A 24,250-nucleotide genomic window follows, 5' to 3' on the forward strand; every position below is an offset into this window, starting at 1 on the left:
CTTACATGATCCTCAAGAGATTATTGATTCGTGTTAAACTATCTCTAACAAATCATAAAGGTGGAATATAAATGGGGAAGAAGAGGGATAAGTACATAGGATTCATTGTTGTGACCGGTTTTATTATTGCTGTTCTATTTATCACTGGCACCATCAGTACATGGGTATCTGGCATGCAATTTGTGATTACAAAGGAAGACGTTAAACCTTACTCAAATGAACTTGACGCTACGTTTCAAACTACATTTAAAGAAGGTCTTCAAATAGGCGAATTAGACAAACAATTAGTCCTATATGATGATCTGACCCTCCAGTTAAAAAACATTAAACAAGGCGATGATCAAATTACTTTTACATTCGAATCCCGTGGCACGTATGGATCTAACTCAGCAGAAATTATATCAGTAGCCGACCAGGGACCTGATGAAAATACTGAAAACTTCGCTAAGATTAAATTAATATCAGATGAATCGCAAGTCGCACTAGAGCCCAAGACGAATCATGGCGTTAACCACCGCAAGGGAGATCAGGTAACCTATAAACTTCCTAGAGAGGAATTCGAACCATTCCAATCGACTGCAACAACACTCTTAATGGATGATCTCTATTTAACGAAATGGATTAATTTTAAACAATTATTTCGAGGAATATAATCTAACTTCTGTAAGTCGAATCAAAGCTTAGGCCACTGGGCGATGATCTGTCATTTTTATGGAATGATTAAATAATAAGCTGGTCTCAATAACCAACAATATCACCAGCATCCATGGCAAAGTTTGAATCAGTACGCTCTGAATGTTTGCCAACAGACCATCTAATTCAACCAATGAAGTTAAAACGTAAAGCATGCCAAATGTGAAGTTCCGAGCCCACTGGCTGACATGATATTGGCCAAGCCCTTTAACTAGACCATACTGTTTATAACGTTCGTGAATTCGAATTAGTTCAATAGCTTCTACGATGAAGAACCAGAGCAGAGCCCATACCCACATCATGACGACTACATAACTAGGAAATGCACCACTAATGAAAACAGCAACTCCAGAAATAGACATAGCTCCATGTATAATGCAATTAGTATTCGACCATTGATCAGCAATATTTAATGGTTTATTTCGTTTATATTTATAAATCATCATCAAAAAGGAAAGCATATAAAACACAAGGCCAATCACAATTAATGCTTGGCTTAGGACAATAGGCCAAATGTCAGGTATTAAATGTGTATACATAACGACGATGGATTGTGTACTAACCGTGCTCAAAAAGAGAATACCATGAACTTTATAGAAATGTTTTTCTCGCCAAATGCGAGTGAATTGCCTCATGACTAGACCAACATAGCCACCCCACATAACGGTATTAAACAATGCAAGCGGAATAACGACTAATTTCCAATCCGACAGCCATAATACAATGACATTACATACAATAGAAGTGCCTGCAATCCACGTACCAACTGCAAAGCTACCAATTGGGTCCGACAGATGAGCTTGAATAAACTGTTTATGGATTATTGACTTTGTAATTGATAGGGCTGTAAGAATCCATAAGAGGACCATGGTGACTACAAATAAATGACGTAGCCATAAACTCACGTCGAAGAATAACAGAATGCCATACAAAAATACACCGATCCCCATGACGATTGCCCCCGATGCTGTTGGATCTGATTGTAGGCGAATTATTTTATTGTGAAATATGAACCATACAACTAAGAAAAGTATGACTGTCAAGAATACATTCATGGTGAACACTTCTTTCGCTTTTTCAGTTACCAAAATTATTATATCAAACTATTCTAGATTAAAAAGGTTAAAAGTTTTTACAAAATGGTCAAAAAATTAATGCGTAAAGGTTTAATTTTAAAATTTTTCGAGTTATGATTTAACTAAACTAAAACGAGGTGAGAACTGTGCTAAGGCCGATTATCGTAATACATATAATGTTAGTCATGTTATTAATTGGTTGTTCTAAACAGGAATATGAAGTCAGTGTTGATATTCAACCAGAAAATGCAGCAGAAGTTACTGGCACAGGCCTATATGAATCTGGTGAAGAGGCTGTCGTATCACTTCAACCTGAGGATGGTTATGAGTTTACTGGATGGAGTGAAGAAGGAGAGGAGGTTAGTTCAGATTTAGAATATCGTTTCGAAGTTGATCAAGACGTTGAACTACAAGCTTCTTTGGAAGAAACAGTCGAAGATATTGCCGTGGAACACACACTTGATGAAGGCACTGCAATGGCATTAGAAACTGTAGAAAAGGTTGAATTTAAAGATGAAACTTTTTCGATTGAAAAGTCGCAACTACAGCAATCTCTTGATCAAGTTTGGGAATCATCAAATGCTCCTGATTTATGGGATGATCAATTCGCTGAGGTAATTGAAGAACATCCTGACGTTAATCAGTTGTTTATAAGGCATGAAGGATTGTCACCGAATGAGGATAAGATTGCAGTTACTGTGTTCACATCAGGTGATGTCTTTTCCTATACAGTGGTAGGGTACATTGATTTAGAGAATGAAGAGATTCAGTTTACTAATGTGACCAATCAAGTGGTTTCATCACGTGAAGGCATCGTTTGGTCACCAGAAGGGAATTACTATGTTTACACGACTGTCAATGAAGCTCCATCAAACCAACAGGCTTTTATCGATTCCCTTGAAGATGGGAATAATATTGTTACAGCTGATTTCTCAACGATAAGCGAAGCCGAGCTGTTAAACGTTAATACGATTGAATGGGAAGACGATCAAGAATCGGTCTATATCGATGCAATCGGTCAGGTTGGAAACCGAATTGAAGCAAGATTGAGTCTAGAATCAGGAGAATTTGAACAAGAATAACACGGTCTCATGACGAGATCGTGTTATTTTTTTGATAAAGCACTTCTTTTGCAACTAAATTTAATGAGAATTATATTATGATTAAAAGCTTTGAAAGCCATTGTGACAGTTTTAAAACTATATAGAAAAAGTTTCTGATTTTTCACATCAAAATGGTTGATAATAATCGCTCAGCGTTGTAAGATTTAAGTGCTCGAAGTAATACAACACAACATACATCTTAGTAGTTTTACCTGAACCGACAGACAGAGAAGAGGGAGGGTTTAACGATGAGAATGAATCACGTTATTGCCTACAGCATGGTAATCTTGGGGGCAGCTTTTTGGGGTCTAACCGGATTATTCGTGCAAAATTTGTACGCCGCAGGTTTTACACCTTGGCAAGTTGTTACTCTACGCTTGACATTTTCCAGCTTGATCCTACTAGTTATGTTAGCCATTCTAGCACGCAGTTATCTTAAAATCCGACTAAAAGACCTACCTTATTTTATCGCACTAGGCGTATTCAGTATCGCTTTTTTCAATTGGTTTTATTTCCAAGTAATGGACCTAGCAACGCTTGCAGTTGCAGTCGTATTCGTGTACTCATCACCAGTGTTTGCAGCGATTATTGCCAGAGTCTTATTCCAAGAAGCACTAACCAAGCAAAAACTCGTTGCGATCTCGTTAACGATTTTAGGAAGTGCGTTTGCGATTGAATTCCTACCTTTAGGAGATTTTGCTTTAACATTGCAAACCATCTTATTTGGACTGTTAGCAGGCTTTTTCTGTTCAACGTATAGCTTGCTCGGTAAAAACGTCAGTCGTTGGTATCATCCGTTTACCATTACCTTTTACGCGATGGCTGGAGGGTCGGCGTTTTTAATCCCGACAAGTGGTATTTGGCAAAATGCGTCTGCTTTTGCAAATGGTGATGTGTGGCTTAACATCTTAGGAATCGTTGTTATATCAACTGTTGTGGCCTATTTGCTTTATACAACAGGCCTTGCTTATATCGAATCAAGCAAAGCAACAATCCTATCATCCGTAGAAATTATCATCGCCATTTCAGTGAGTGTCATCGTGTTCAATGAAGCCTTAACTGGCTATCAGCTATTAGGGTTTGGATTACTGTTCATATCGTTATTCTTAACGGTATTTTCACTGAAAAAATTGAAAAAATACAAGTTCCGAAAAATGCGTGGCCAAAAGGAACAATGGCCAACGGAAACGCATCATATGACCGAAAAACCCTCATGGTAACATGAGGGTTTTTTGTGTGCGTTGAAGTTTTGATTTTTTGAAATAATTCCTCGAATTTATTTCAAAACTAGCCGAATTTATTTCATTAATTCGGCTAGTTATCTCATAAATTGAGAGCGCACCTTAATTTATTTAATAAATAAAAGCATTAATGAACGAATTTATCTCAAAAATAAAAAGGAAGGTTAGTCTAGATGAACATTTGATCAAATCAATTCTATAAATAAGAAGAGGATTTAGCGTGACGGTCTTTATCTAATAGAAATTCAATGAATGCGATCGCAACTGCCAAGATCAGCATTGCAACCTCCGTTAGAACTACTGAACTCATTATTAAATTCATCATGGATAAACTCAATCCATTTGATACCACATCTAATCCGATCGTTATGAAAGATGGTAAGGATCGGCTCTCTGTACGTGCAGATAATATAGCAGCTAAAGGATTAAAGAATAGATCTAAAATAAACCCTAACAAGAAGTAGCCTGCTACAAATCCAATTAACCCCCAAACTGAATGATACTGCACCCCAAGAAGCTCGAAAGCACCAGCCATCGTTAAAAAATAAACGCCAACAACCAAACTTAAAATAATGGTGACAAATAAACCCATTCCGAGCCATGAGCCAATTCGTTTAAATTGCTTTGAATGATCCCCCATATCCTTTGACTCCTCTATAAAGTCTTAGTCGTTTTGACGTCTAAATAACTGGATAAGCATATAAATGAAACCGCCTGCTGCCAAGAGTGCTAAATAGGTGGTGGGATAACGAAAAGATAATAGAATAGCATCCATCAAATAAATCTCACTACAATATTCGACTGTTTCAGGCGTGAATATGAACAATGGTCGACAATCAGATAACGGTAAAATCGCGATTTGATTGACAACAAACAATGAATATAAGGCTGATACGGAAAAAATAATCAATAAAGCTATCATGCCCAGTATCAAGAAAAATGTCCGCCAGTGTCTCATAATAATCCTCCAACGGAACTTAAATACCAACTTATCATAAACTAAACAGGATTGGAATTCCTGTTCTAACGTTTTCCTTATTTATTCAATATCGGACGATATTCAGGAAACATTATTGGTTTAAATGATAGAAAAGCTCATTTTTTGTGCTTAAACCGTTCATTTCCTAAATTGCAATAAAAATTCAACACGCTATAATACAAAGCGTGCGGAGAAAAAGGTGCGCACCAATCGAGCAGTTGATAGCGAAATCACTTGGTGATCGGAGGGCAGACGAGAGCGTATTACAATAAAAATAAAATTGGTCGGTCTTCAAATGGAATCCCACACATTACTGTATAGTGATGTGTGGGATTGTTATGATAGTAGATTAAACTTCCTAAATCCTTTTCGTTTGTTGAAAGATTCTGTAAAATAGTGTTTAGATGGTAAAAAAGATTTAGAGAGAGGATGAATTTGTTTAGATGGCTAAATATTATTTTGAAAAGAAGGATGATCGTAAAGCAATATATGATGCGATGAAGAAGTGGAAAGAAAATTGTCTATTGAATGAAGGCTCACTGATTTGGGAAGGAGAAGCTGTTTGGACGCAAGATAATATTCGTAGGTTTAAGTCAATTTTCGTTGACAGTCCTGATAGTTCTGGTGAAACCTTTGATATTAAATTAGAGAATCAATTAGAGAACGAAGTTGAATCTGTTTATAAATTCTTGATTGAGTTGATGTACATATATTATTTGTTTCCCTCTAAACGCTCAAATACATATAAGACTAAAATCAATAAATTAGAGAAGATTGCTTCGTGGAAGGGGATTGAGTTTGATCGTTCTTGGCCAATTTTAGAAGCTTTAAATGGAGGCCTTGGTTCACCTGGGTCAGGTTATAATTCAAACAGATATCATGAAATTTCTTTTCTTAATTCAATTGTTAAGCAATTAAAGGATATGCCAATTGAAGAACGTGAAAATATTCTGAACCAACCTTGGAAACTAAAGCAGTTTGTAGATGATATACGTCAAAGGTTTGGTAAACAGCTACAAATGCAACATGTTATTCTCCATTTATTACACCCCGATTACTTTGAAAGAATGGTGAGCTGGGGACACAAGAAAAAAGTGAAAAATACGTTTGATTATATGATAATTGAGAATGACTATCATGACATGGATTATCAATTACTTCAAATTCGAGAGAAACTTAATGAGAAATATGGTGAGGATATAGATTTTTACGATCATCCTGAAATCAGACAGGAATGGAAAGGTGATATTAAATCTGATGGTCCTGGTGAAGAGCCATCAATTGATCGCGATCATCTAAATGTGAATTTTGAAGTTGAGCTACAAGATCTTGGTTTAGTATTTGAAGAGAAAGACTTACTGATTGAACAAGTTTCATCAGCATTGAAAAATGGCAAGCATATTATCCTAACTGGACCACCTGGTACTGGGAAATCTAAGTTAGCGAGTTCAATCTGTGAGGCATATAATGTTAAACCTATGATGGCGACTGCATCATCAAATTGGTCAACTTACGATACGATCGGTGGCTATAAACCTAACCAAAACGGTAAACTTTATTTCGATGATGGACTGTTTTTAAAATGTTTCAAGGATCGAAAAACGAATGAACCTCATAATAAATGGTTCATCATTGATGAAATTAACCGTGCAGATATTGATAAAGCGTTCGGTTCACTTTTTTCGGTTTTAACAGGTGATGATGTTGTCTTACCTTATGCAGCTGATAACGGAGAGTTAATCGATATCACACCACAAAAGGGCGAAAAGATTCAGGACATTCAAGAAAACGAATATGTCATGCCTGATGATTGGCGAATTATTGCGACGATGAATACCATTGATAAGTCGTCGTTATATGAAATGAGTTATGCGTTTATGCGCCGTTTTGCCTTTATTTCAATTGGTGCGCCTAAAGATATCAATAATAAGTTAATTAAAGAATATTTATCGATTTGGGGGATGGAAGATTATCCTAATATCGAAACCCTTAAAAATATTTGGATGTTAATTAATCAATACCGGAAGATAGGACCAGCTATTATTGAGGACATTGCGCGTCATACAGAAGAAAATGACGATTTTGCACAACCTATTATGATGTATGTGTTACCACAATTTGAAGGATTGCCATTAAGTCGGATTAAAGAATTCATTAAACAATTACAAGAGAAAACTGATGTCGTGATTAATGATACTTACCTACTGAACTTTGCTAATGACTTCTTCGGTGAAGGGGCATTCGAATGACGTTAACAGATAGACAGTTATTGGATGAGATATCTAGTTATCTAGTTGGTTATCTAAAGTCAGGTCAAATTAATATTGATTCAGTTTTATCAAAAACAAGCCTTAACATTGCCAATTTTAATGATTTACTAAAACTGCGATTTTTATTATTACCTGAGACAAACAGGTTTGTCCAACAATTACCGTCGCTATTAAAACGGATGAAGACGACCACAACATATACAAAAGAAACATATTATGGAGAAGTTCGTGGAGAGATTGATTTTAGTGAGACGATCAGAGAAAGATTAGCACGAAACTATCAAGATCAGACCATCTTTACAACAAATGAAAGTGTGAAATCCTATAACACAACAGAAAACCAAATCCTGAAACAAATACTAATGGTGTTAGATGATTTATTAGTGCGGAATGACTTTATATCAAACTTAAAAAGTTCGAATTGGTTTAATGATTCGGAATCGTTACAGATGAGTGTCTCAAAAGCATTAAGAAAAAACATATACATCCAACGAGTTAACGGCGACTCTGTTACAGATCGCATGATTCAGCAAACACTTCGTCACCGTAATCCACTTTACCAAAAGGCTGCAAAACTTTTGGAGCACTATCGTAAACTTATGCGTGGACAATATAATGAGTCTGATCTAGTTCATTTGTTTGAACAAACCTTGATCACGCCTGATAATCGAGACGTTTTATTTGAATTGTACTGGGTGGTTCAAATGATTAAACAACAACCGAATATGGTTAAACTCTATATCATGGATAAATCACAAAATTTAGTAGCATCTTGGGATGATCCTGACTATTTCTATAAACTGTATCATAATTCATCTGGATCACAAGATATACGTTTTAACGTTAAAGAAGATGAAATAGCAAATTCATCTAACCCGTATTTACAGCAAAGATGTCAGTCTTATAAAAATCAAAAACAGCTAGACCAATTTTTCTTTAATATTCAAAAGGAATCTTCTAGTGTGTGGGAAGGAAGACCAGATTTTATTATTGAGAAGATAGACAAAAGCACTCAGGAACTGGTATCACTAACGATTGGTGAAGTTAAAAACACTTCAGATGATAAATATGCTAGAAAAGGCTTGGCAGAATTGAATGATTATATGCATTTTGTCAAAAATCACAAGAATGAATATATACGTGATGAAATTGAAGTTAATGGATTGTTGTGCCTGCGCCAAACCCAAACGTCAAAAAGAGAGACAGATCATATTAAACTACTCGTATTAAATGATGACGAAATAGGATTAGCGAAATGGAGTTTATAAGCAATTCTTGTAAAGACAATGAGAAATCTACCTTTACGAATCAGATTTTGATATATTAAATATAGCACATAGCAATATTTGGAGGTTACGTCATGAGCAAATTAACACTACAAGAACTCGAAAACCATTTATGGGAGTCGGCGAATATACTGCGTGGAAGTATTGATTCATCCGATTATAAGAACTACATATTTGGTATGTTATTTCTGAAACGACTAAGTGATGTGTTTGTTGAGACAGCGAAAGAAATTGAAATAGAAGAAGATAGTGACCATGGTTGGGAAGACCCAGATGAGCACCAATTCTTCGTGCCAGAACGTGCGCGTTGGTCTCATATCCAAATACAGACACATGATATTGGAAATACCATCAACAAAGCGTTCGAAGCGTTAGAAGAAGAAAACACGTCGCTACAAAACGTGTTAGCGAATATCGACTTTAATGATAAAGATAAACTACCGGACTCGCTACTAATGCAATTGATTCAGCATTTCTCGAAAATTGATTTAAGTAATAATAATTTATCAGAACCCGATATGTTAGGCCGTGCATATGAGTACTTAATTAAACAATTTGCCGATGATGCTGGTAAAAAAGGCGGCGAATTCTACACGCCAAATAAAGTCGTTGAACTGATTGTCAATTTAATCAAACCAGAAGAAGGTATGCGCGTCTGTGATCCAACAGTTGGATCAGGCGGTATGCTTGTACAGTCGGTTGATTATATTAAATCTCAAGGTGGTGACGCACGTAATATAACGTTACACGGCCAAGAGAAAAACTTAAATACATGGGCCATTTGTAAAATGAACCTATTATTACATGGTTTAAGTGACCACCACATCGTTCGTGGTGATACGATTCGTGATCCACAATTAGTTGGTGATGATAAAGAGTTATTATTATACGACCGCGTGATTGCCAATCCGCCGTTTTCACTTAAAAACTGGGGACGTGAAGAAGCGGAAGGCGACGAATATGGTCGTTTCCGCTTTGGTACTCCACCAAAAAATGCAGGAGATTATGCCTTTGTGCAACACATGATTTCGACCTTAAACCATCAAGGTAAAGCAGGTGTCGTCATGCCTCACGGAGTCTTATTCCGTGGTGGAGCAGAAGGCAAAATTCGTGAAGGTCTTTTAAAAGAAGACTTGGTCGAGGCGATTATCGGTCTTCCAGAAAACCTATTTTACGGCACAGGCATTCCAGCGTGTATCTTAATTTTGAATCGAAATAAATCAACTGAAAACCAAGGGAATGTGTTCATCTTAGATGGATCGAAAAACTACCAAGAAGCAATAAACCAAAATGTATTACGTGATGAAGACATTAAACAAATCGTAGATGCTTATGATGCTTGGGAAGAACAGGAGAAATATTGTCGCGTTGTGGAATTAGATGAAATTAAGGAAAATGACTACAACTTAAACATTGCCCGTTACATCGATTCAACTGAAGAAGAGGAAGAAATCGATGTTCAGGCAGCTGTTGCTGAAATGAAGAGGCTAGAGCAAGAACGTGATGAGATCGAAAGTAAGATGTATGGGTATTTGAAGGAGTTGGGGTATGATGAGTGAAAAAACCCAACATGGATGGACATTCGATAAGTTAGGTAATTACGTTAAATTACAAGGTGGAAATGCATTTAAAAGTAGAGATTTTAAGGATAACGGTATTCCTTTGTTAAGAATAGCGAATATTAGGAATAATGGTATTGAATTAGATGGTATTGCTTATATTGATGATGAAATTGCCAAAACATACAGTTCTTATTTATTGAAAGAAAGCAATGTTGTGATTGCTATGTCAGGAGCAACAACTGGGAAAACAGGAATTATAAAAAAAGAAAACCTTCCTTTGTTATTAAATCAACGTGTAGGTGTATTTAAAATAAAGAAAGATAATTTTATGATCCAAGATTACTTAAGATTTGTTGTTCAATCCAGTTATTTTCAAAATGTAATAAAAATTGATGCAATTGGAGGGGCACAGCCCAATATAAGCCCTAAACAAATTGAATCAATTCATGTTTATATTCCCCCATTAGATGAACAACAAAAAATTGCAGCAATCCTTTCATCAGTCGATAAAGCAATCGATAAAACGAAAGAAATTATCGAAGAAACCGAGACAGTGAAAAAGGGTTTGATGCAACAGTTGTTAATAAATGGAATTAGGAGCCATAATTTCAAAGTCAGTCCTATAGGTTCTATTCCTGAAGCATGGCAAGTATTATCGTTTAATAAAGTTTTTGATCGAATTCGAACAAAAAATTATAACAATAACCAAAATGTGTTAACTATATCCGGAGAAAAAGGATTGGTTAACCAACTTGACTATTTTAATAAAAGCGTCTCTTCTAAAAACCTTTCAAACTATATTTATCTTGAAAAAGGAGATTTTGCTTATAATAAAAGTTATTCAAATGGTTATCCATTGGGTGCAATTAAAATGTTAGATAAATATGATAACGGTGTAGTTTCAACTCTATATATATGCTTTAGGCTAAAACAGCCTTATTTGCAATCATTTTATAAACATTACTTTGATTCTGGTTTATGGAATAGACAAGTATATAATATTGCCCCTGAAGGTGGAAGAAGTCATGGGTTACTTAATGTAGGTGTGAAAGACTTTTTTGAAATATTAATTCCAGTACCAAGTATTGAAGAGCAACAGGAAATAAGTGATAGAATCAACGCAATAGAGTATAAAAAAGAAATTGAGCAGAAAAAATTGTCAAAACTAACTAATATTAAACAAGGCCTGATGCAACAACTCCTAACAGGTAAAGTCCGTGTACCCATCAATGAAGACGAGGAGGTTCCGTCATGAGTGACGCGCAAGCTTGGAATGAAGAAACGATTGTTGAAAATCGAATGATTAAACAACTTCAGAAGCTTGGCTACACGTACGTTCATGGACCGGAACTAGATCAAGAGCGTTCATCGACGTTAGAGATTATTTTAAAAGGACGTTTGCGTGAGGCACTCAAACGGTTTAACCCGTGGTTGAATGACAATAATTTAAATAAAGTCATGCGTGAAATTTCGCATATAGACGGGACGAGTCTAATGGATGCGAATCAACACTTCCATGAACTGCTAATTAATCATTTGTCAGTCAAACAAGATCTCGGCAGTGGACTAAAAAACCAAACGGTGCAAATAATTGACTTTAATGATATTGAGAATAATGATTTTTTGATCACGAACCAATTTAGTTATACGTATGCGAATGAAACGATTCGTCCTGACATTATGGTATATGTGAATGGACTTCCACTTGTCGTAATCGAATGTAAAAGTCCTACGCTTCCACCTGAGGACCAAATCGGGCAAGGGGTTAAACAGTTAAGACGTTACCAGCAACAACATGAGCCCTTGTTTTACTACAACCAGTTTATGATCGCGACAAGTAATGATCGCGCTCGTGTTGGGACAATTGGTGCGAAAGTGCAACATTATGCATCGTGGAAAGAGCCGTATCCGTTATCTGTTGAGGATGTTGGTGATAATCCGACACCACAAGATATTTTAACGACGGGTATATTAGATAAGAAACGATTGTTTGATTTAATTTTGAACTTTGTTGTTTATGAACAAGAAGGTGGCCGCGTTATTAAGAAGATGGGCCGTTACCAACAGTACCGTGCCGTGAATAAAGCGGCTGAGCGTATTTTAAATGGTGAACACCCGCAAGAACGTGGTGGTATTGTTTGGGCGACACAAGGTTCTGGTAAGTCATTATCGATGGTTTTCTTATCGATGAAACTAAGACGGCATGCTGAACTAGGAAACCCCGTAATTGTGGTCGTCACAGACCGACAAGACTTAGACCAACAAATTACCAATACATTTCGTAGTTGTGGCTTCCCGAATCCACAACAAGCCGAATCGGTTGATGAACTCCAAACGTTATTACAACAAGGACCAGGTGCGACTGTTATGACGCTTGTCCAGAAGTTCCAGACAGACGATGAAAAGGATTATCCATTGTTAACGTCTTCAGAGAATGTAATTGTGTTAGTCGATGAGTCCCACCGTTCGCAGTACAGCTCCCTTGCGATGAATATGCGTGTTGGGTTACCGAACGCGACGTATATTGGCTTTACGGGTACACCGATTGATAAAGAAGATAAAAGTACAGTACGCACATTTGGTACGTATATTGATAAATATCCAATCGAAAAAGCAGTAGAAGATGGAGCGACAGTCCCGATTTATTATGAAGCAAGACTTGTCGATTTGCATGTGCAAGGAGAATCGATTGATACGTTATTCGAACGATTTTTCCGTGATTATTCGGATGAAGATAAAGAACGCATTAAACAGAAATACGTCACGGAAGAAGCACTCACAGCTTCACCTAAGCGTCTGCGTCATGTTGTGTTGGATATGATTGAGCATTATGAGCAATATATTGAACCGAATGGGTTTAAGGCACAAATTGTCTCTGTCTCACGTGAAGCGGCGGTTGAATATAAGAAACTATTAGATGAGTTAAGTGATTATGAGTCAGCTGTCATTATTTCAGGAGGCCATAACGACCCAGAGGAAATGAGACAGTATGCGTTAACACGTACAGAAGAAAAACAACTTATCGAACGATTTAAGAAACCACTCGATGATGATCCTTTAGCTTTCCTAATCGTTTGCGATAAGTTGTTAACTGGCTTCGATGCACCGATTGAACAAGTGATGTATTTAGACAAGCCGTTAAAAGAACACAACTTGCTCCAAGCTATCGCTCGTACCAATCGGACATATGATAAGAAAAGTCATGGATTGATTGTTGATTACTATGGTGTATCGAAATTTTTAGAAGAAGCACTAGGTATTTTCCATGAGGAAGACGTTAAAGGCGCCATGCATCATGTCGATGAAGAGATGCCACGACTTGAACAACGTCACCGTCAGGCGATGCGTTTCTTTGACTATATTAACAAAGAAGATTATGAAGCTTGCATTAAAGTGCTAGAGCCAGAAGATGTTCGTAATAAATTCGATACGGCGTTTAAGAAATTTTCCGAAAGCATGGATATGATTATGCCAAGTCCACGAGCGAAACCGTATGTTGATGATTTGAAATGGCTTGGAAAAGTCCGTAAATTAGCTAAATCTCGTTATCATGTGGATGATGGGGCGATGGATATTTCTGATTGTGGTGGTAAAGTACGCGAATTAATTGAGGAATATGTTTACGCGTCAACACCTGAAGTGTTAGTGGAACCAGTCAACATTTTAACGAATCAATTCGATGAAAAACTGGATGAACTGAAATCACCTGAAGCGAAAGCAGCTGAAATGGAACACGCGATCAAACACGAAATCCGTGTGAAGTTAGATGAGAACCCCGTTAAGTATACATCCATAAAAGAGCGCCTTGAAGAGTTGATTGAGAAACGTAAAGAACGACAGATGACGATTGAAGAATTACTAGAAGAACTCCATGCATTTCGTGAAGAATTAATAAACATGGATGAAGAGAGTCAACAATATGGCTTAGCTAGCCCTGAACAATTACCATTCTATCAATTGTTAGAACAAGAATTGCCAAGCGAAGCAGAACAAGAAAGCGTCAAAGATTTAACTGAAATCGTAACAGAGATCATTCAAGACCACGCTGTCATTGATTGGACAGATAAAGAAGACGTCAAACGCGAAATGCGTAAAGTCCTAAAAAAACATTTACGACCGACAGCAATCCCGAATGGACAAGTTGAAAGCATTGCTCGCCGATTGATTGAACTAGGTGAGGTGCATTATAAAAAGTAAGTCATATAAAAGGCATACCACTGTGTCAGGTGGTATGCCTTTTACTTTAGTCAATCGTATGAAGTTCAGTCCCGTGAACGCGTAACCATTCTTTTGAGGCTTCGTAATCTGGTAATGTCGATTTAACGATTTTCCAAAACTGATCGTTATGCTCAGCTACAATTAAGTGAGCAAGTTCATGGACGATCACATAATCAATAACATGAACCGGGGCCATCGCAAGTCGCCAGTTAATATAAATATCACCATTTGGTGTGCACGTTCCCCAACGTTTATGCTGCGTCCGTAACTGAAACGAACGTGATTCAACGCCAAGCAGGGATTCATAATGGTGTTTGCGATCGAGCATTTTTTTTAGCCCGTGTTCACGATACCAAGTCTTAAAGTGTTGATCGAGTTGTTGTTGAATCATTTCTTGCGTCCAGTAATCAGGGACAATAGCCACAAATCGCCCTTGTTTTAATTTAAGTGAAGCTGATTGAACTGAATCTTTGTAAATTTTAATGCGATAATTTCGCCCTAAATAAGGTAACTTCTCACCACTAACCATTTCTTTCGGTTGAGTGACAGCTTTTACTTCATCAAGTGCTTCTAATTTCTCACTAATCCAACGTGCTTTCTTTTTCAATATCTCATCGAGTTTGGTTTGTTCGAGATGCTCAGGTGTGTACACTTCAACCCCGTTAATTAGATCAACCGAGACGCGTACATCTTTACGATCCTCTATGTAATGGCAATAATCAATTGATGTTGTTCCATACTGTATGGTCGGCATTTGGATTCCCTCTTTCTAATGGTATTTTACTATGAAGTTGGAGGGAGGGCAATTTTGAAATAAAAAACCAGCGCAAACCCTGTTTGCGCTGGAAGCATTAAACACTTTTCTTAGTTTTTTCTCTGCTTAAAGACTTTATCTTTTGATCAATTCGTTCAATTTCACTATTTGGATCTTTCCACCAATTTCTACTCCATATTCTTTCTATATGCCATCCTTGTGACTCTAAATAGCGTTGTCTATAAATATCACGCGCTCTAGCAGAAGGAGAGCTATGATACATAGCACCATCACACTCGACTCCTAATACATATCGACTTGAATCATTTGGATCAACAATGGCTAAATCTATTCGATAGCTTGACATACCAACTTGTGTATCCACTTGATAACCGATTTGTCTAAACTTTTCGTAGACTTGTTCTTCAAAACCTGAATCAAAGTGCAGAGGAGAATCTTGTATCTGTGTATTACGTTCAGTATTAACTTGAGTTAATACATTTTCAACATTTTCTTTTTGCAGTTCAGACACTTCTTTAGCATAAGTGAGATAGTATTTAAATAATTTTGGTCCGATATTTTTAGTATTACTAACATCGAGTTCACTTGGTTCAATACTAGCCACAACATGAATGGCTTCTTTGGCTCTTGTAACGGCTACATTTAATCTGTTTTCTCCGCCTTTTTGACCTAAAGTACCAAACCGATTATGAACTTTACCGTCTTTGTTTTTGGCATACGCTATTGAGAATATAATAATATCACGTTCATCACCTTGAACATTCTCAATATTTTTTACAAAGATTCTATCATCAAGGTCACGTTTCATGACTTCGTTATAAACAGCGCTGAATTCTGGGTCCTCTTCATTATAATTATCAATTAAGTTTTCAATGGTTTCCTGTTGTTTCTTGTTAAATGTAATAATCCCAATTGACTTATTGTGGTCCTTAATTAATAAGTCTTTTAATAATTTAACTGTATCTTCAGCTTCTGTATTATTTCTCTGATTAATCCATTGTCCTTGGGATTTATGCCATTGAATAGAGGCGGGTTCTTGCATGTGATTCACATTTGGTGCAATTTGCATGGCACCATTATAAAAGGAATGGTTAGAGAAATTAATAAGTTCTTCAGATTTAGAACGATAATGCCATTCAAGCATACGATTTGGTAAAATTCTTTTGCCTAGATTAAGTAAACTTTCTGATTCATGGAAATCATCTGTTTCTTCTTCGTCGTCTTCGTCATTGAGATCAACAGAACTCTTGAATAATGTCGATGGAGGAAGTTGTTGTTCATCACCTGCAATTACGACTTTGTTACCTCTATAGATTGCTGGTAAACCATTTTCAACGGTACACTGAGATGCCTCGTCAAATATAACTAAGTCAAAAAGCTTCTCTTGTAAAGGGAATATAGCAGATGCGACTTCTGGTGATACCAGCCAAACAGGCATTACATCAATTAGGCCATTATTAGAAAATTCATTGACAAATCTACGGACTTTCCAAATCTTACTTTTCTTATTAGTTTGATGTAGCATACTTTTTACTGCTTTATAATCGTGATCGTTTACTTCTTCAACTTTTTTATTTAGCTTGTTTTGTATTAATTTTCTAGTTAATTCTTGTTTTTGAGATAATAATTCTTCTAACCTGTGACGAAGTTTTTCATATGAACCATTACTAACTTTTGAAATGTCAGGGTGTTTTGACTCAATCTCATCAATCCAATGAATAAATATTGATTGTTCAGCTAAATCTGACCATTCATTATCAAGTTTATGAGTTGGTTCTGGATGTTTATGGATTAATGAATCGATGATGGCCTGAGTGTCAGTACCAACGGAGTCATAAAAAGTATCCATTTCACGTAATTGATCAAAATACTCAACTGCATAGTCATACTTGTTCTCAAAATCCTTTAAGGGAATATCACCTTTTGATATTCTTTTTGCATAAGAGTCAATTGAGTTATCTTCAAAGAATTTTCTTAAACTTTCTAAGTTATTGAGAAGGTTTTGAGATTTTTGAGATAAATCATATAATATTGTTAATTTTTCACGTATTGCTGGCCATTCTTTGGATGACATACCTTTGAATTTCTCACCATCTAATAAATCTTCGATGATGGTCTTTCCTGTAAAGCTAGTCCAAAGCCATACCCTTAATTTTTGTAACGTTTTTTCCTCATTAGTATCTAAATCATCATATACTTTTTCTAATTTGGTATCGATCCCCATGCTATATTGAGGGGTGATTTCTTCATCGTTGAAGTGATCTAGAAAATCTGATATATCTTTTGAGTTTTCTTTTATATGTTGTAATGTTTCAATAAGCTCTGTCTTATCAGTAAGTTCCATTTGATTGAAAGGTTTTCTATCATGTAACGGATTATTAGTTCCATAAGAATCATAATAATTAGCGTAAATTTCAATATCATCTAATACATCTTTAAGATTGTTTTTATGGATATTTGATAAATGACCTTTCAAATCTAAAACTTTATCGACATCTTTGTTCGGTGTGCTTTCGCTATATAAATCTAATGCTCTATATCCATGATGTTGTGGGGTGAATAAAGCTTTGCTAACATCATCCATTTCGCGTTCAATTGCTACGATTCGGTTAGAAATGTTTTCATGCTCTTCTTCAACTTCATCCACCATTTGAACTCTATTAAGTGCATTATTGATTTTACTATATAATTGTGGTCTGTCATTTTTCTCATCATGTAATAACGCAACATTGGCAGTTAAATTTAGCGAATCTAACCTCTGGTATACAACATCTAATGCTGCGCGTTTTTGTGTCACAAGCATTACTTTTTCACCTTTGGACATTGCGTTTGAAATAATATTTGTTATAACTTGTGACTTACCTGTTCCTGGTGGCCCGTCTACTACCATACCTTTACCGGTCTGTAAATTTTCAATGATTTGTTCTTGCGAGGCGTCAGTATCTAAGACTAATGATTTTCCTTTTTCTTTTTCGACTTTTTCATTATAATTATTCGTTTCTTCTGAATTAAGCAGAGAACTACTATGTTCAATTGTATTCAGATTAAGGAAGTCATCTACAATTCCTAAATCCTCACCATCTTCGAGTAACTTTAAAAAATCATCATAATCCTTTAGTACTGCAGAATCGCCTTGAGAAAACAAACCAATTGCAGCTTGATTATTCAATCTATAGCTATTTTTATTGAACTCTGGAATTTCATCTTTATTATAATTGGTTATTTCCATCAAATTTTCTTGGATATTATTTGAAATATTGAATCCGTGAGTCTGTAACCATTCCAAAATTTCTTCAATATCAGCATTCTTTGCTATTTCTTCTCCGTTTTGAAAGAAATCTTCATCAAAATACATTTCGTTGATTTTTTGAAGCGCTAGAAAGAGCGTTCTGTTTAATTGAGGATAATCTTCTGTATTCGTTTCGATTTTCCACTGGATATTAGTCTTTTTAACTCTGGTTAATTTAATTGGATATAGAAATAATGGTCCGCGAATATATGTATGATCGAACAGACTACCTTCAATAAAAGGGTAGCCAAGGTATAAATCATATTGGCCTGTTTCTTCTTCAATAGAATTGACATTTCTATATAGACTCGTTAACTTGTTGGAAAGGTTTTGAGTAGTTATATTGTCCTGTTTAACTTTTAATATTGTTTCAGTGTAATTATTTAATAAGTTGTTGAGGATCTTTTCAGGTTCACCTTCTATTTTATTTAGTTCATATAAGTCAAATGTGGATTTATTATAGTTTTTTAAAAGACGTATAGATCTGTTACTTTTACTAATGTTATTTAATTTATCTCTCAGATCCATTAATTTATTTTTCATTCTTTTTCTCTCCTTGAAAATTGAATGTTTATAGTTAATTATACATGATTTGTCTTATTAACAAAAAGATTGTAAATAGGTATCAAATCCTGATTAAGACTAGTTTTAAATTTCAAACATATAAGCAGGTTATGTTAAAATTACTAAAAGGTTAAATATTTGTAAGACCCCAAAGGAGGCTACACATGAACGTCAAATTCCCAATTGGTCAATTAGAATTGCCAGAAACTATAACGTTAGATCATATCCATGAATGGATGAAAGATATTGAGACTTATACGAACAGGTTAAGAGCAACAGTAGACGGGTTAAATGATTCGGATTTAAAGAAAACGTACCGTGATGGTAGTTATAGCGTACGTCAGTTAGTGCATCATATAGCTGACTCACAGTTGATTATGTATCAACGTTTGAAAATGGCGTTGAAGGAAGATAACCCGACTGTTTCAACTTTTGATCAGAACAAATGGGTGGTACTGCCAGACAGCAAGCTACCTATTGAAAGTTCGATAAAAATGTTAGAAGGGATTAACGAACGGATTGTTGCATTAGGAACTAGTTTAAAAGAGGAAGAATTAACTAGGGTGTTCACCCGTGCGGATGAAGGTAAAATTTCTGTTGCGACCAAACTGGCGAAGTTGTCGTGGCATGAGGAGCATCATTTAGAACATATTAAGATTGCGTTATCAAATTAAGTGACTTCATAGTTAATTTCGATACCGCTTAAAATTCTCTAAGTTATTATGAAACCGGCTATCTACTTGATGGCCGGTTTTTCATAGATATAAAAAATACGCCCAACCGATTGAATCAGTTGGACGCATTTGCCTAGTGACTCCGGCTGGATTCGAACCAGCGACCCCTTGCCTGTCAAGCAAGTGCTCTCCCACTGAGCTACGGAGTCTTGTTGTTGAATTGTCACCGACGTTTTGTCGACAAGTACTAATATAATAGCTTATAATATGAATGTCAACACTTTTTGAATAGTTGGAGGCAAAATTTTATGTTACCGCGAATTTTAACTTCTTTATTAATTGGTTTAGCTGTGATTGGTGTTTTAGCTTATCTATTTCCGCAGTATTTAAATTTTGTTTGGATCGGATTATCGGCGCTTTTCGTTGTCGGACTAGGCGTTATGGTTTATATATATAGTAAGCGTGTTTTCACCTTAATGAAAGAAATGAAAAAACAGTAGGCTTGAGTTAAGAATAGGGGAGGTTATTATGGGGACGTACGTGTTTGTTTATGGTACGCTTCGTTATGGTGAACGGAATCACAGAATAATAGCCGGAGAAAAATTAGTAGCCTATCAAGCTTCGATTCTTGGAAGAATGGTGGATACTGAATCAGATTTTCCTGCGATTGTACTCGATGACTCCTCTTGGGTATATGGTGAGGTGTATGAAGTATCTGAGGAAACGCTGATAAAAATTAATGCGCTTGAAGGGGATGAGCCGAAACAGGATCCCTATTATGAACGTGTTCAGGTCGAGGTGAAGACAGGTCATGGCTTCTTAAATGCATATACATATTATATGACAGCTAACCAAGTCAAGGAATGGTCCACAATTGCATCAGGTGATTGGCGATTAGAGTCTATTCTTAATCAATCTGTGCCTTATTATTTTGCTTACGGATCTTGTATGGATACGGAAAGAATTGAACAGGCTGGTGTGTTATCTGAGTTTAAGCGAATGGGGCTAGGTCGTCTAAGTAGTTTTGAGTTGCAATTTACCACTCAATTACCAGACGGGGGACGAGCAGATATTGTTGAAGCTGATGATATGGTTGAAGGGATTGTCTATCAGGTTACGATGAGCGCGATAGATTATTTGTATCAACGTGAAGGTGTGAATGTGGGCAGGTACCGTCCAGCTGTAGTGGATGTCGAGTTTAACGGTGAGTTGCTACCTATGTTGACGTTTATCGTGATTGATAAACAAGAAGAGTTAGCACCACCAGATCATTACCTACGGGAAATTTTACGCGGTGCTTCACCAGATGTTAGCTCAGCTTATTTGGCAAAAGTGCACGAACGAGCAGCTTTATTACGACAATCTGATGCGACGAGTGAAGAAGGGGAATTATGATGTTTTTTATTTATATATTGCGTTGCTGTGATGGGTCTTTATATACAGGGTATACGAATGATGTCGAGGCGCGAGTTGCTAAACATCAGGCGGGTGAAGCGGCAAAGTATACTCGGGCCAAGCGACCGGTTGAATTAGTGTATCAGGAATCGTTTGAAACGAAGTCTGAAGCTATGCGGCGAGAAGCAGCGATTAAACAATTACATAAGCAGGCGAAGGAAGAGATGATTCGCACTGCCGTGATGAATGTAGAGTGAACCTGTAATGTGCAGGTTCTTTTTTTATGGATACAATTAATCTTTTAAATAACTTTGGGTTATTATGAGTTCATTTATACAAATGATCTCATAATTGATTGGGTTTATCTTCCAATGAGGTTGATTATCTCACAAATGGTAGGAGTTATCTCACAAATGGTGGTTGTTATTTCACAAATTGAGATGATTGTCTCACAAATAGCTAGGATTATCTCATAAATAGAGATGATTATTTCAAAAATGAAAGGATTTATTTAATAATTAGACGAGTGATCAAAATAAAAAGCATTGGGGCCCCGCCCCAATGCTTTCATTAACCGTTTATTCTTCTAAATCAAATTCACCTAGTACCCAACCTTCTTCTTTATCTCCTTTGCCAACAAAGACGACGAAGTTATAACCATCAGAAGGTAGGATGGCAGGCAATTGAGGCAAGATTGGACTCGCATCAATTGTGAAGTTGTTCTCGCCCGCATCATGAGCACCAGCTTGAGCAATGACAGCTCCAGCTGATAAGCCAGAATCGTAAATCGCAAAATCGACGTACTCAATATCATAATTGAATCCAAGTGTGACATCGAAAATCCCTTGGTCTAAAGTAAAATCTCCTTGAGCCATGAGATCGTCAATTTCAAATACATCATATGGATCTTGGACGAATAGGACAGTAGGGATTTCGATCGTTTCGTCATTGTCTTTCAATGTAATTAATCCCTCATAATATCCGCCATCAAGTTTTCCAGCATCGACTTGAACGTTCATGTTTACTTTTTGTGTACCGCCAGCTTTAACATTTAAGTTATTGCTCGTATTCACTTTGATGTGATCGTTGCCATCAAATAAAGTCACGTCCATATCGTAGCGTTTACGCTCGTTGGATAAGTTTTCGATTTCAAAATGTTGACGTTCAACTTCTTTACCATTGTCTTTTTCAAAAGTACCGAAAGAATATGAACCTGGTGCCATCAGTGTATCTGTCGTAATCGCTTCAGGAATACGGATACTACCAGCACCTTGGGTATTGTTCGGATAGCGTTCACCACTTAAATCTTCTAGTGGTTCTGCTGTGTTCATTAAAGCACCTTTCACTTCATCAACATCCCAGTCTTCATTTGCTTGAACAACTAATGCTGCTGCACCTGCGACATGGGGGGCTGCCATACTTGTACCTGACATCGCGGCATAGGCATGTGGTGCCGCATCATTATGTGTTGGAACAGTACTAATGACATTTACACCTGGTGCACTGACATCAGGTTTAATCATCCAAGAATCTGTTACAGGACCACGTGAAGAGAAATCTGCAATTGTCTCTCCAGATAAGCCATCTTCTTCAATATTAAAAGTGACCGTGTTGTCTCCAGCTTCTACTGAGTCAACCAAAGCCGCTCCGTCAGCCTGAGACATTTTAATTGTTGGAATTGCCATGTCACCAACACGTGGTTGAGTACCTTCTTCATTGTTATAGATGACCATACCTACCGCACCTGCTGCGGCAACGTTTTCAGCCTTATCAACGAATGGGTATTCACCTCGTTCGACTAAAGCTATTTTCCCTTCTAGGTCAACTTCAGCCACTTCGTCAGCTGAACCTAATCCAGCTTGCGCTAATTCATAATCGCCTTCATTTAACGCTTGAAGTGCTTCAGATGAAGGTGTACCCATAACATCTGCACTATCAGCACTTAATCCATTTACATCGATTCCTACATTATACAACATATATGGCAATTCACTTGCACCAACAGAAATAGCTTCACGACTTGTACCTGGTGAGCCTACTGTCCAATCATTTGGCCCGCTATTACCATTTGAAGAAACGGCAACCACTCCGTCTTGCATAGCATTATCGAGTGCAAGTGCTGTCGCGAAGTCTGGGTCATTATTTGTATTACCTAATGATAAGTTCATAACATCTACGCCATCTTCAACAGCACGTTCAATCCCTGCGATCACGTTATCAGTCGCACCACTACCACCAGGGCCTAATACTCGGTAACCAAGTAGGTCAACTTCAGGAGCAACACCTTGAATGACTCCGTTAGCAGCAATTGTACCTGCCACGTGTGAACCATGATTGGTGACCTCACCTTGTTCAGGTTGTGTCTCTTGTGGGTCCTGATCTTGGTCAACAAAGTCATACCCTTTATAATCACCAAAGGCATGATCTAAATCTGGGTGTGTGTAATCGACACCTGTGTCAATGACTCCGACTGTCACACCTTCACCTGTGTAACCAAGGTCTTCCCATACATCTGGCGCACCAATATGTGGGGCGGTATCAATCATTTCAGGTGATACTTCTTCTTGGCTAAACGATTGTTCATCAACTTTTGTTACTTCGTGTTTGACGTTCGGGTAAACAGCTTCAACTCCGTTAACAGAAGCGATTGCTCTGATATCACTTTGTTTAACTTCAAGTGAAAAACCACTAAATACGTAATCATATTCACGGTTAACCTCACTTGATTCTGAGATTGATTGGATGCGCTCAATAACACTATCTCGTTCTTCTTTTAATGCATCACGATCAACGGATGTATTTTGATGTTTACCTTCTAAAACAGAAGGAGAGGTCATCTCAATAATAACCGTAACGAGCTCGTCAGACTCATAATCAAACTCACCGTGAATTGTTCCAGTCTTTTGTAATTCACCACTTGCTTCACTTGTGTCTTGATGTTTATTTTGACCTTTGCTTTTACCTTTGCCCTTTGCCTCAGCATAATCTGTAGACATAATGAATACACTGAGAGCGAGTAAAAAGGCAGTAACCCCTAATAAAAACTTGTGTGACCTTCTCGACATTCAATTCCCTCCTAAGAATATTTGTTTCGCCATTTGGCGCACAACTTAACTTTTCCATAA

At 36.8% G+C, this 24,250-nt stretch carries 18 protein-coding genes and 1 tRNA gene; 12 read left to right on the forward strand and 7 right to left on the reverse strand.

The features are described from left to right. The first annotated feature begins 71 nt into the window (after nucleotides 1-71). A complete protein-coding gene (locus tag J2S77_RS09925) occupies nucleotides 72-653 on the forward strand; it encodes a hypothetical protein (RefSeq protein ID WP_306976925.1) in 582 nt (193 codons plus the stop codon). Nucleotides 654-680: 27 nt separating this feature from the next. Here the strand turns inward: J2S77_RS09925 and J2S77_RS09930 are convergent, their stop codons facing one another. Continuing rightward, a complete protein-coding gene (locus J2S77_RS09930; protein ID WP_306976927.1) occupies nucleotides 681-1,748 on the reverse strand; it encodes an SLAC1 family transporter in 1,068 nt (355 codons plus the stop codon). Nucleotides 1,749-1,915: 167 nt separating this feature from the next. Between J2S77_RS09930 and J2S77_RS09935 the strand changes: the two genes are divergently transcribed. Together J2S77_RS09935 and J2S77_RS09940 are read left to right on the forward strand one after the other, a co-directional pair. Beyond that, a complete protein-coding gene (locus J2S77_RS09935; RefSeq protein ID WP_306976928.1) occupies nucleotides 1,916-2,851 on the forward strand; it encodes an InlB B-repeat-containing protein in 936 nt (311 codons plus the stop codon). 269 nt (nucleotides 2,852-3,120) lie between these two features. Then, on the forward strand, nucleotides 3,121-4,092 hold the full coding sequence (locus J2S77_RS09940; RefSeq protein ID WP_306976930.1) for a DMT family transporter: 972 nt from the start codon (nucleotides 3,121-3,123) through the stop codon (nucleotides 4,090-4,092). 217 nt (nucleotides 4,093-4,309) lie between these two features. Here the strand turns inward: J2S77_RS09940 and J2S77_RS09945 are convergent, their stop codons facing one another. After that, nucleotides 4,310-4,753 (reverse strand): YrvL family regulatory protein, encoded by a 444-nt coding sequence (locus J2S77_RS09945; protein ID WP_306976932.1) that lies wholly within the window; start codon nucleotides 4,751-4,753, stop codon nucleotides 4,310-4,312. Nucleotides 4,754-4,777: 24 nt separating this feature from the next. Continuing rightward, entirely contained in the window at nucleotides 4,778-5,071 is a 294-nt protein-coding gene (locus J2S77_RS09950; protein WP_306976934.1) for a hypothetical protein, read from the reverse strand. 464 nt (nucleotides 5,072-5,535) lie between these two features. On the opposite strand from J2S77_RS09950, the gene J2S77_RS09955 reads away from it, so the two are divergent. The 5 genes from J2S77_RS09955 to J2S77_RS09975 all read left to right on the forward strand — a co-directional run bounded on the left by J2S77_RS09955 (nucleotide 5,536) and on the right by J2S77_RS09975 (nucleotide 14,407). Then, nucleotides 5,536-7,341, forward strand: coding sequence for an AAA family ATPase (locus J2S77_RS09955; protein WP_306976936.1), 1,806 nt, complete (start codon nucleotides 5,536-5,538; stop codon nucleotides 7,339-7,341). Then, nucleotides 7,338-8,630 carry a hypothetical protein gene (locus J2S77_RS09960; RefSeq protein WP_306976938.1) on the forward strand — a complete coding sequence of 431 codons (1,293 nt, stop codon included), beginning with the start codon at nucleotides 7,338-7,340 and terminating at the stop codon, nucleotides 8,628-8,630. Before J2S77_RS09955 ends, J2S77_RS09960 begins: the two co-directional genes overlap by 4 nt. A 92-nt stretch (nucleotides 8,631-8,722) precedes the next feature. Continuing rightward, nucleotides 8,723-10,207, forward strand: a complete 1,485-nt coding sequence (locus J2S77_RS09965) for a type I restriction-modification system subunit M (protein ID WP_306976939.1) — start codon at nucleotides 8,723-8,725, stop codon at nucleotides 10,205-10,207. Further along, on the forward strand, nucleotides 10,197-11,465 hold the full coding sequence (locus J2S77_RS09970; protein ID WP_306976941.1) for a restriction endonuclease subunit S: 1,269 nt from the start codon (nucleotides 10,197-10,199) through the stop codon (nucleotides 11,463-11,465). The genes J2S77_RS09965 and J2S77_RS09970 overlap by 11 nt, the downstream gene beginning before the upstream one ends. Continuing rightward, nucleotides 11,462-14,407 carry a type I restriction endonuclease subunit R gene (locus tag J2S77_RS09975; protein ID WP_306976943.1) on the forward strand — a complete coding sequence of 982 codons (2,946 nt, stop codon included), beginning with the start codon at nucleotides 11,462-11,464 and terminating at the stop codon, nucleotides 14,405-14,407. The genes J2S77_RS09970 and J2S77_RS09975 overlap by 4 nt, the downstream gene beginning before the upstream one ends. Nucleotides 14,408-14,453: 46 nt before the next feature. On the opposite strand, the gene J2S77_RS09980 is transcribed toward J2S77_RS09975, so the two are convergent. Continuing rightward, nucleotides 14,454-15,182, reverse strand: coding sequence for a M48 family metallopeptidase (locus tag J2S77_RS09980; protein ID WP_306976945.1), 729 nt, complete (start codon nucleotides 15,180-15,182; stop codon nucleotides 14,454-14,456). A gap of 97 nt (nucleotides 15,183-15,279) precedes the next feature. Continuing rightward, on the reverse strand, nucleotides 15,280-19,077 hold the full coding sequence (locus J2S77_RS09985) for a PDDEXK-like endonuclease domain-containing protein (RefSeq protein ID WP_503128500.1): 3,798 nt from the start codon (nucleotides 19,075-19,077) through the stop codon (nucleotides 15,280-15,282). Nucleotides 19,078-19,220: 143 nt separating this feature from the next. Here J2S77_RS09985 and J2S77_RS09990 point away from each other — a divergent pair, with 143 nt between their 5' ends. After that, nucleotides 19,221-19,730: a YfiT family bacillithiol transferase gene (locus J2S77_RS09990; RefSeq protein WP_306976949.1), complete on the forward strand. Its 510-nt coding sequence runs from the start codon at nucleotides 19,221-19,223 to the stop codon at nucleotides 19,728-19,730. Between the two features lie 137 nt (nucleotides 19,731-19,867). On the opposite strand, the gene J2S77_RS09995 is transcribed toward J2S77_RS09990, so the two are convergent. Further along, nucleotides 19,868-19,939: transfer RNA gene (locus tag J2S77_RS09995), tRNA-Val, on the reverse strand. Between the two features lie 99 nt (nucleotides 19,940-20,038). On the opposite strand from J2S77_RS09995, the gene J2S77_RS10000 reads away from it, so the two are divergent. Genes J2S77_RS10000 through J2S77_RS10010 form a run of 3 tightly spaced genes read left to right on the forward strand, consistent with a single transcriptional unit; the run spans nucleotide 20,039 to nucleotide 21,382 of the window. Then, nucleotides 20,039-20,230, forward strand: a complete 192-nt coding sequence (locus J2S77_RS10000) for a hypothetical protein (protein WP_306976951.1) — start codon at nucleotides 20,039-20,041, stop codon at nucleotides 20,228-20,230. A 28-nt stretch (nucleotides 20,231-20,258) separates the two neighbouring features. Further along, on the forward strand, nucleotides 20,259-21,125 hold the full coding sequence (locus J2S77_RS10005; protein ID WP_306976953.1) for a gamma-glutamylcyclotransferase family protein: 867 nt from the start codon (nucleotides 20,259-20,261) through the stop codon (nucleotides 21,123-21,125). Next, nucleotides 21,125-21,382 (forward strand): GIY-YIG nuclease family protein, encoded by a 258-nt coding sequence (locus J2S77_RS10010; protein ID WP_370871821.1) that lies wholly within the window; start codon nucleotides 21,125-21,127, stop codon nucleotides 21,380-21,382. Before J2S77_RS10005 ends, J2S77_RS10010 begins: the two co-directional genes overlap by 1 nt. Nucleotides 21,383-21,703: 321 nt before the next feature. Here J2S77_RS10010 and J2S77_RS10015 read toward each other — a convergent pair whose 3' ends face one another. After that, nucleotides 21,704-24,190, reverse strand: coding sequence for a S8 family serine peptidase (locus J2S77_RS10015; RefSeq protein ID WP_306976955.1), 2,487 nt, complete (start codon nucleotides 24,188-24,190; stop codon nucleotides 21,704-21,706). Nucleotides 24,191-24,250 lie beyond the last annotated feature (60 nt).

The organism is Alkalibacillus salilacus (assembly GCF_030812915.1).
GTDB lineage: Bacteria > Bacillota > Bacilli > Bacillales > Alkalibacillaceae > Alkalibacillus > Alkalibacillus salilacus.

Excerpts from the sequence above, each read along its gene's own strand:
- J2S77_RS09925 (WP_306976925.1), top strand. The coding sequence starts at position 72 with ATGGGGAAGAAGAGGGATAAGTACATAGGATTCATTGTTGTGACCGGT.
- J2S77_RS09930 (WP_306976927.1), bottom strand. The coding sequence starts at position 1,748 with ATGAATGTATTCTTGACAGTCATACTTTTCTTAGTTGTATGGTTCATA.
- J2S77_RS09940 (WP_306976930.1), top strand. The coding sequence starts at position 3,121 with ATGAGAATGAATCACGTTATTGCCTACAGCATGGTAATCTTGGGGGCA.
- J2S77_RS09945 (WP_306976932.1), bottom strand. The coding sequence starts at position 4,753 with ATGGGGGATCATTCAAAGCAATTTAAACGAATTGGCTCATGGCTCGGA.
- J2S77_RS09950 (WP_306976934.1), bottom strand. The coding sequence starts at position 5,071 with ATGAGACACTGGCGGACATTTTTCTTGATACTGGGCATGATAGCTTTA.
- J2S77_RS09955 (WP_306976936.1), top strand. The coding sequence starts at position 5,536 with ATGGCTAAATATTATTTTGAAAAGAAGGATGATCGTAAAGCAATATAT.
- J2S77_RS09960 (WP_306976938.1), top strand. The coding sequence starts at position 7,338 with ATGACGTTAACAGATAGACAGTTATTGGATGAGATATCTAGTTATCTA.
- J2S77_RS09965 (WP_306976939.1), top strand. The coding sequence starts at position 8,723 with ATGAGCAAATTAACACTACAAGAACTCGAAAACCATTTATGGGAGTCG.
- J2S77_RS09970 (WP_306976941.1), top strand. The coding sequence starts at position 10,197 with ATGATGAGTGAAAAAACCCAACATGGATGGACATTCGATAAGTTAGGT.
- J2S77_RS09975 (WP_306976943.1), top strand. The coding sequence starts at position 11,462 with ATGAGTGACGCGCAAGCTTGGAATGAAGAAACGATTGTTGAAAATCGA.
- J2S77_RS09980 (WP_306976945.1), bottom strand. The coding sequence starts at position 15,182 with ATGCCGACCATACAGTATGGAACAACATCAATTGATTATTGCCATTAC.
- J2S77_RS09990 (WP_306976949.1), top strand. The coding sequence starts at position 19,221 with ATGAACGTCAAATTCCCAATTGGTCAATTAGAATTGCCAGAAACTATA.
- J2S77_RS10000 (WP_306976951.1), top strand. The coding sequence starts at position 20,039 with ATGTTACCGCGAATTTTAACTTCTTTATTAATTGGTTTAGCTGTGATT.
- J2S77_RS10005 (WP_306976953.1), top strand. The coding sequence starts at position 20,259 with ATGGGGACGTACGTGTTTGTTTATGGTACGCTTCGTTATGGTGAACGG.
- J2S77_RS10010 (WP_370871821.1), top strand. The coding sequence starts at position 21,125 with ATGTTTTTTATTTATATATTGCGTTGCTGTGATGGGTCTTTATATACA.
- J2S77_RS10015 (WP_306976955.1), bottom strand. The coding sequence starts at position 24,190 with ATGTCGAGAAGGTCACACAAGTTTTTATTAGGGGTTACTGCCTTTTTA.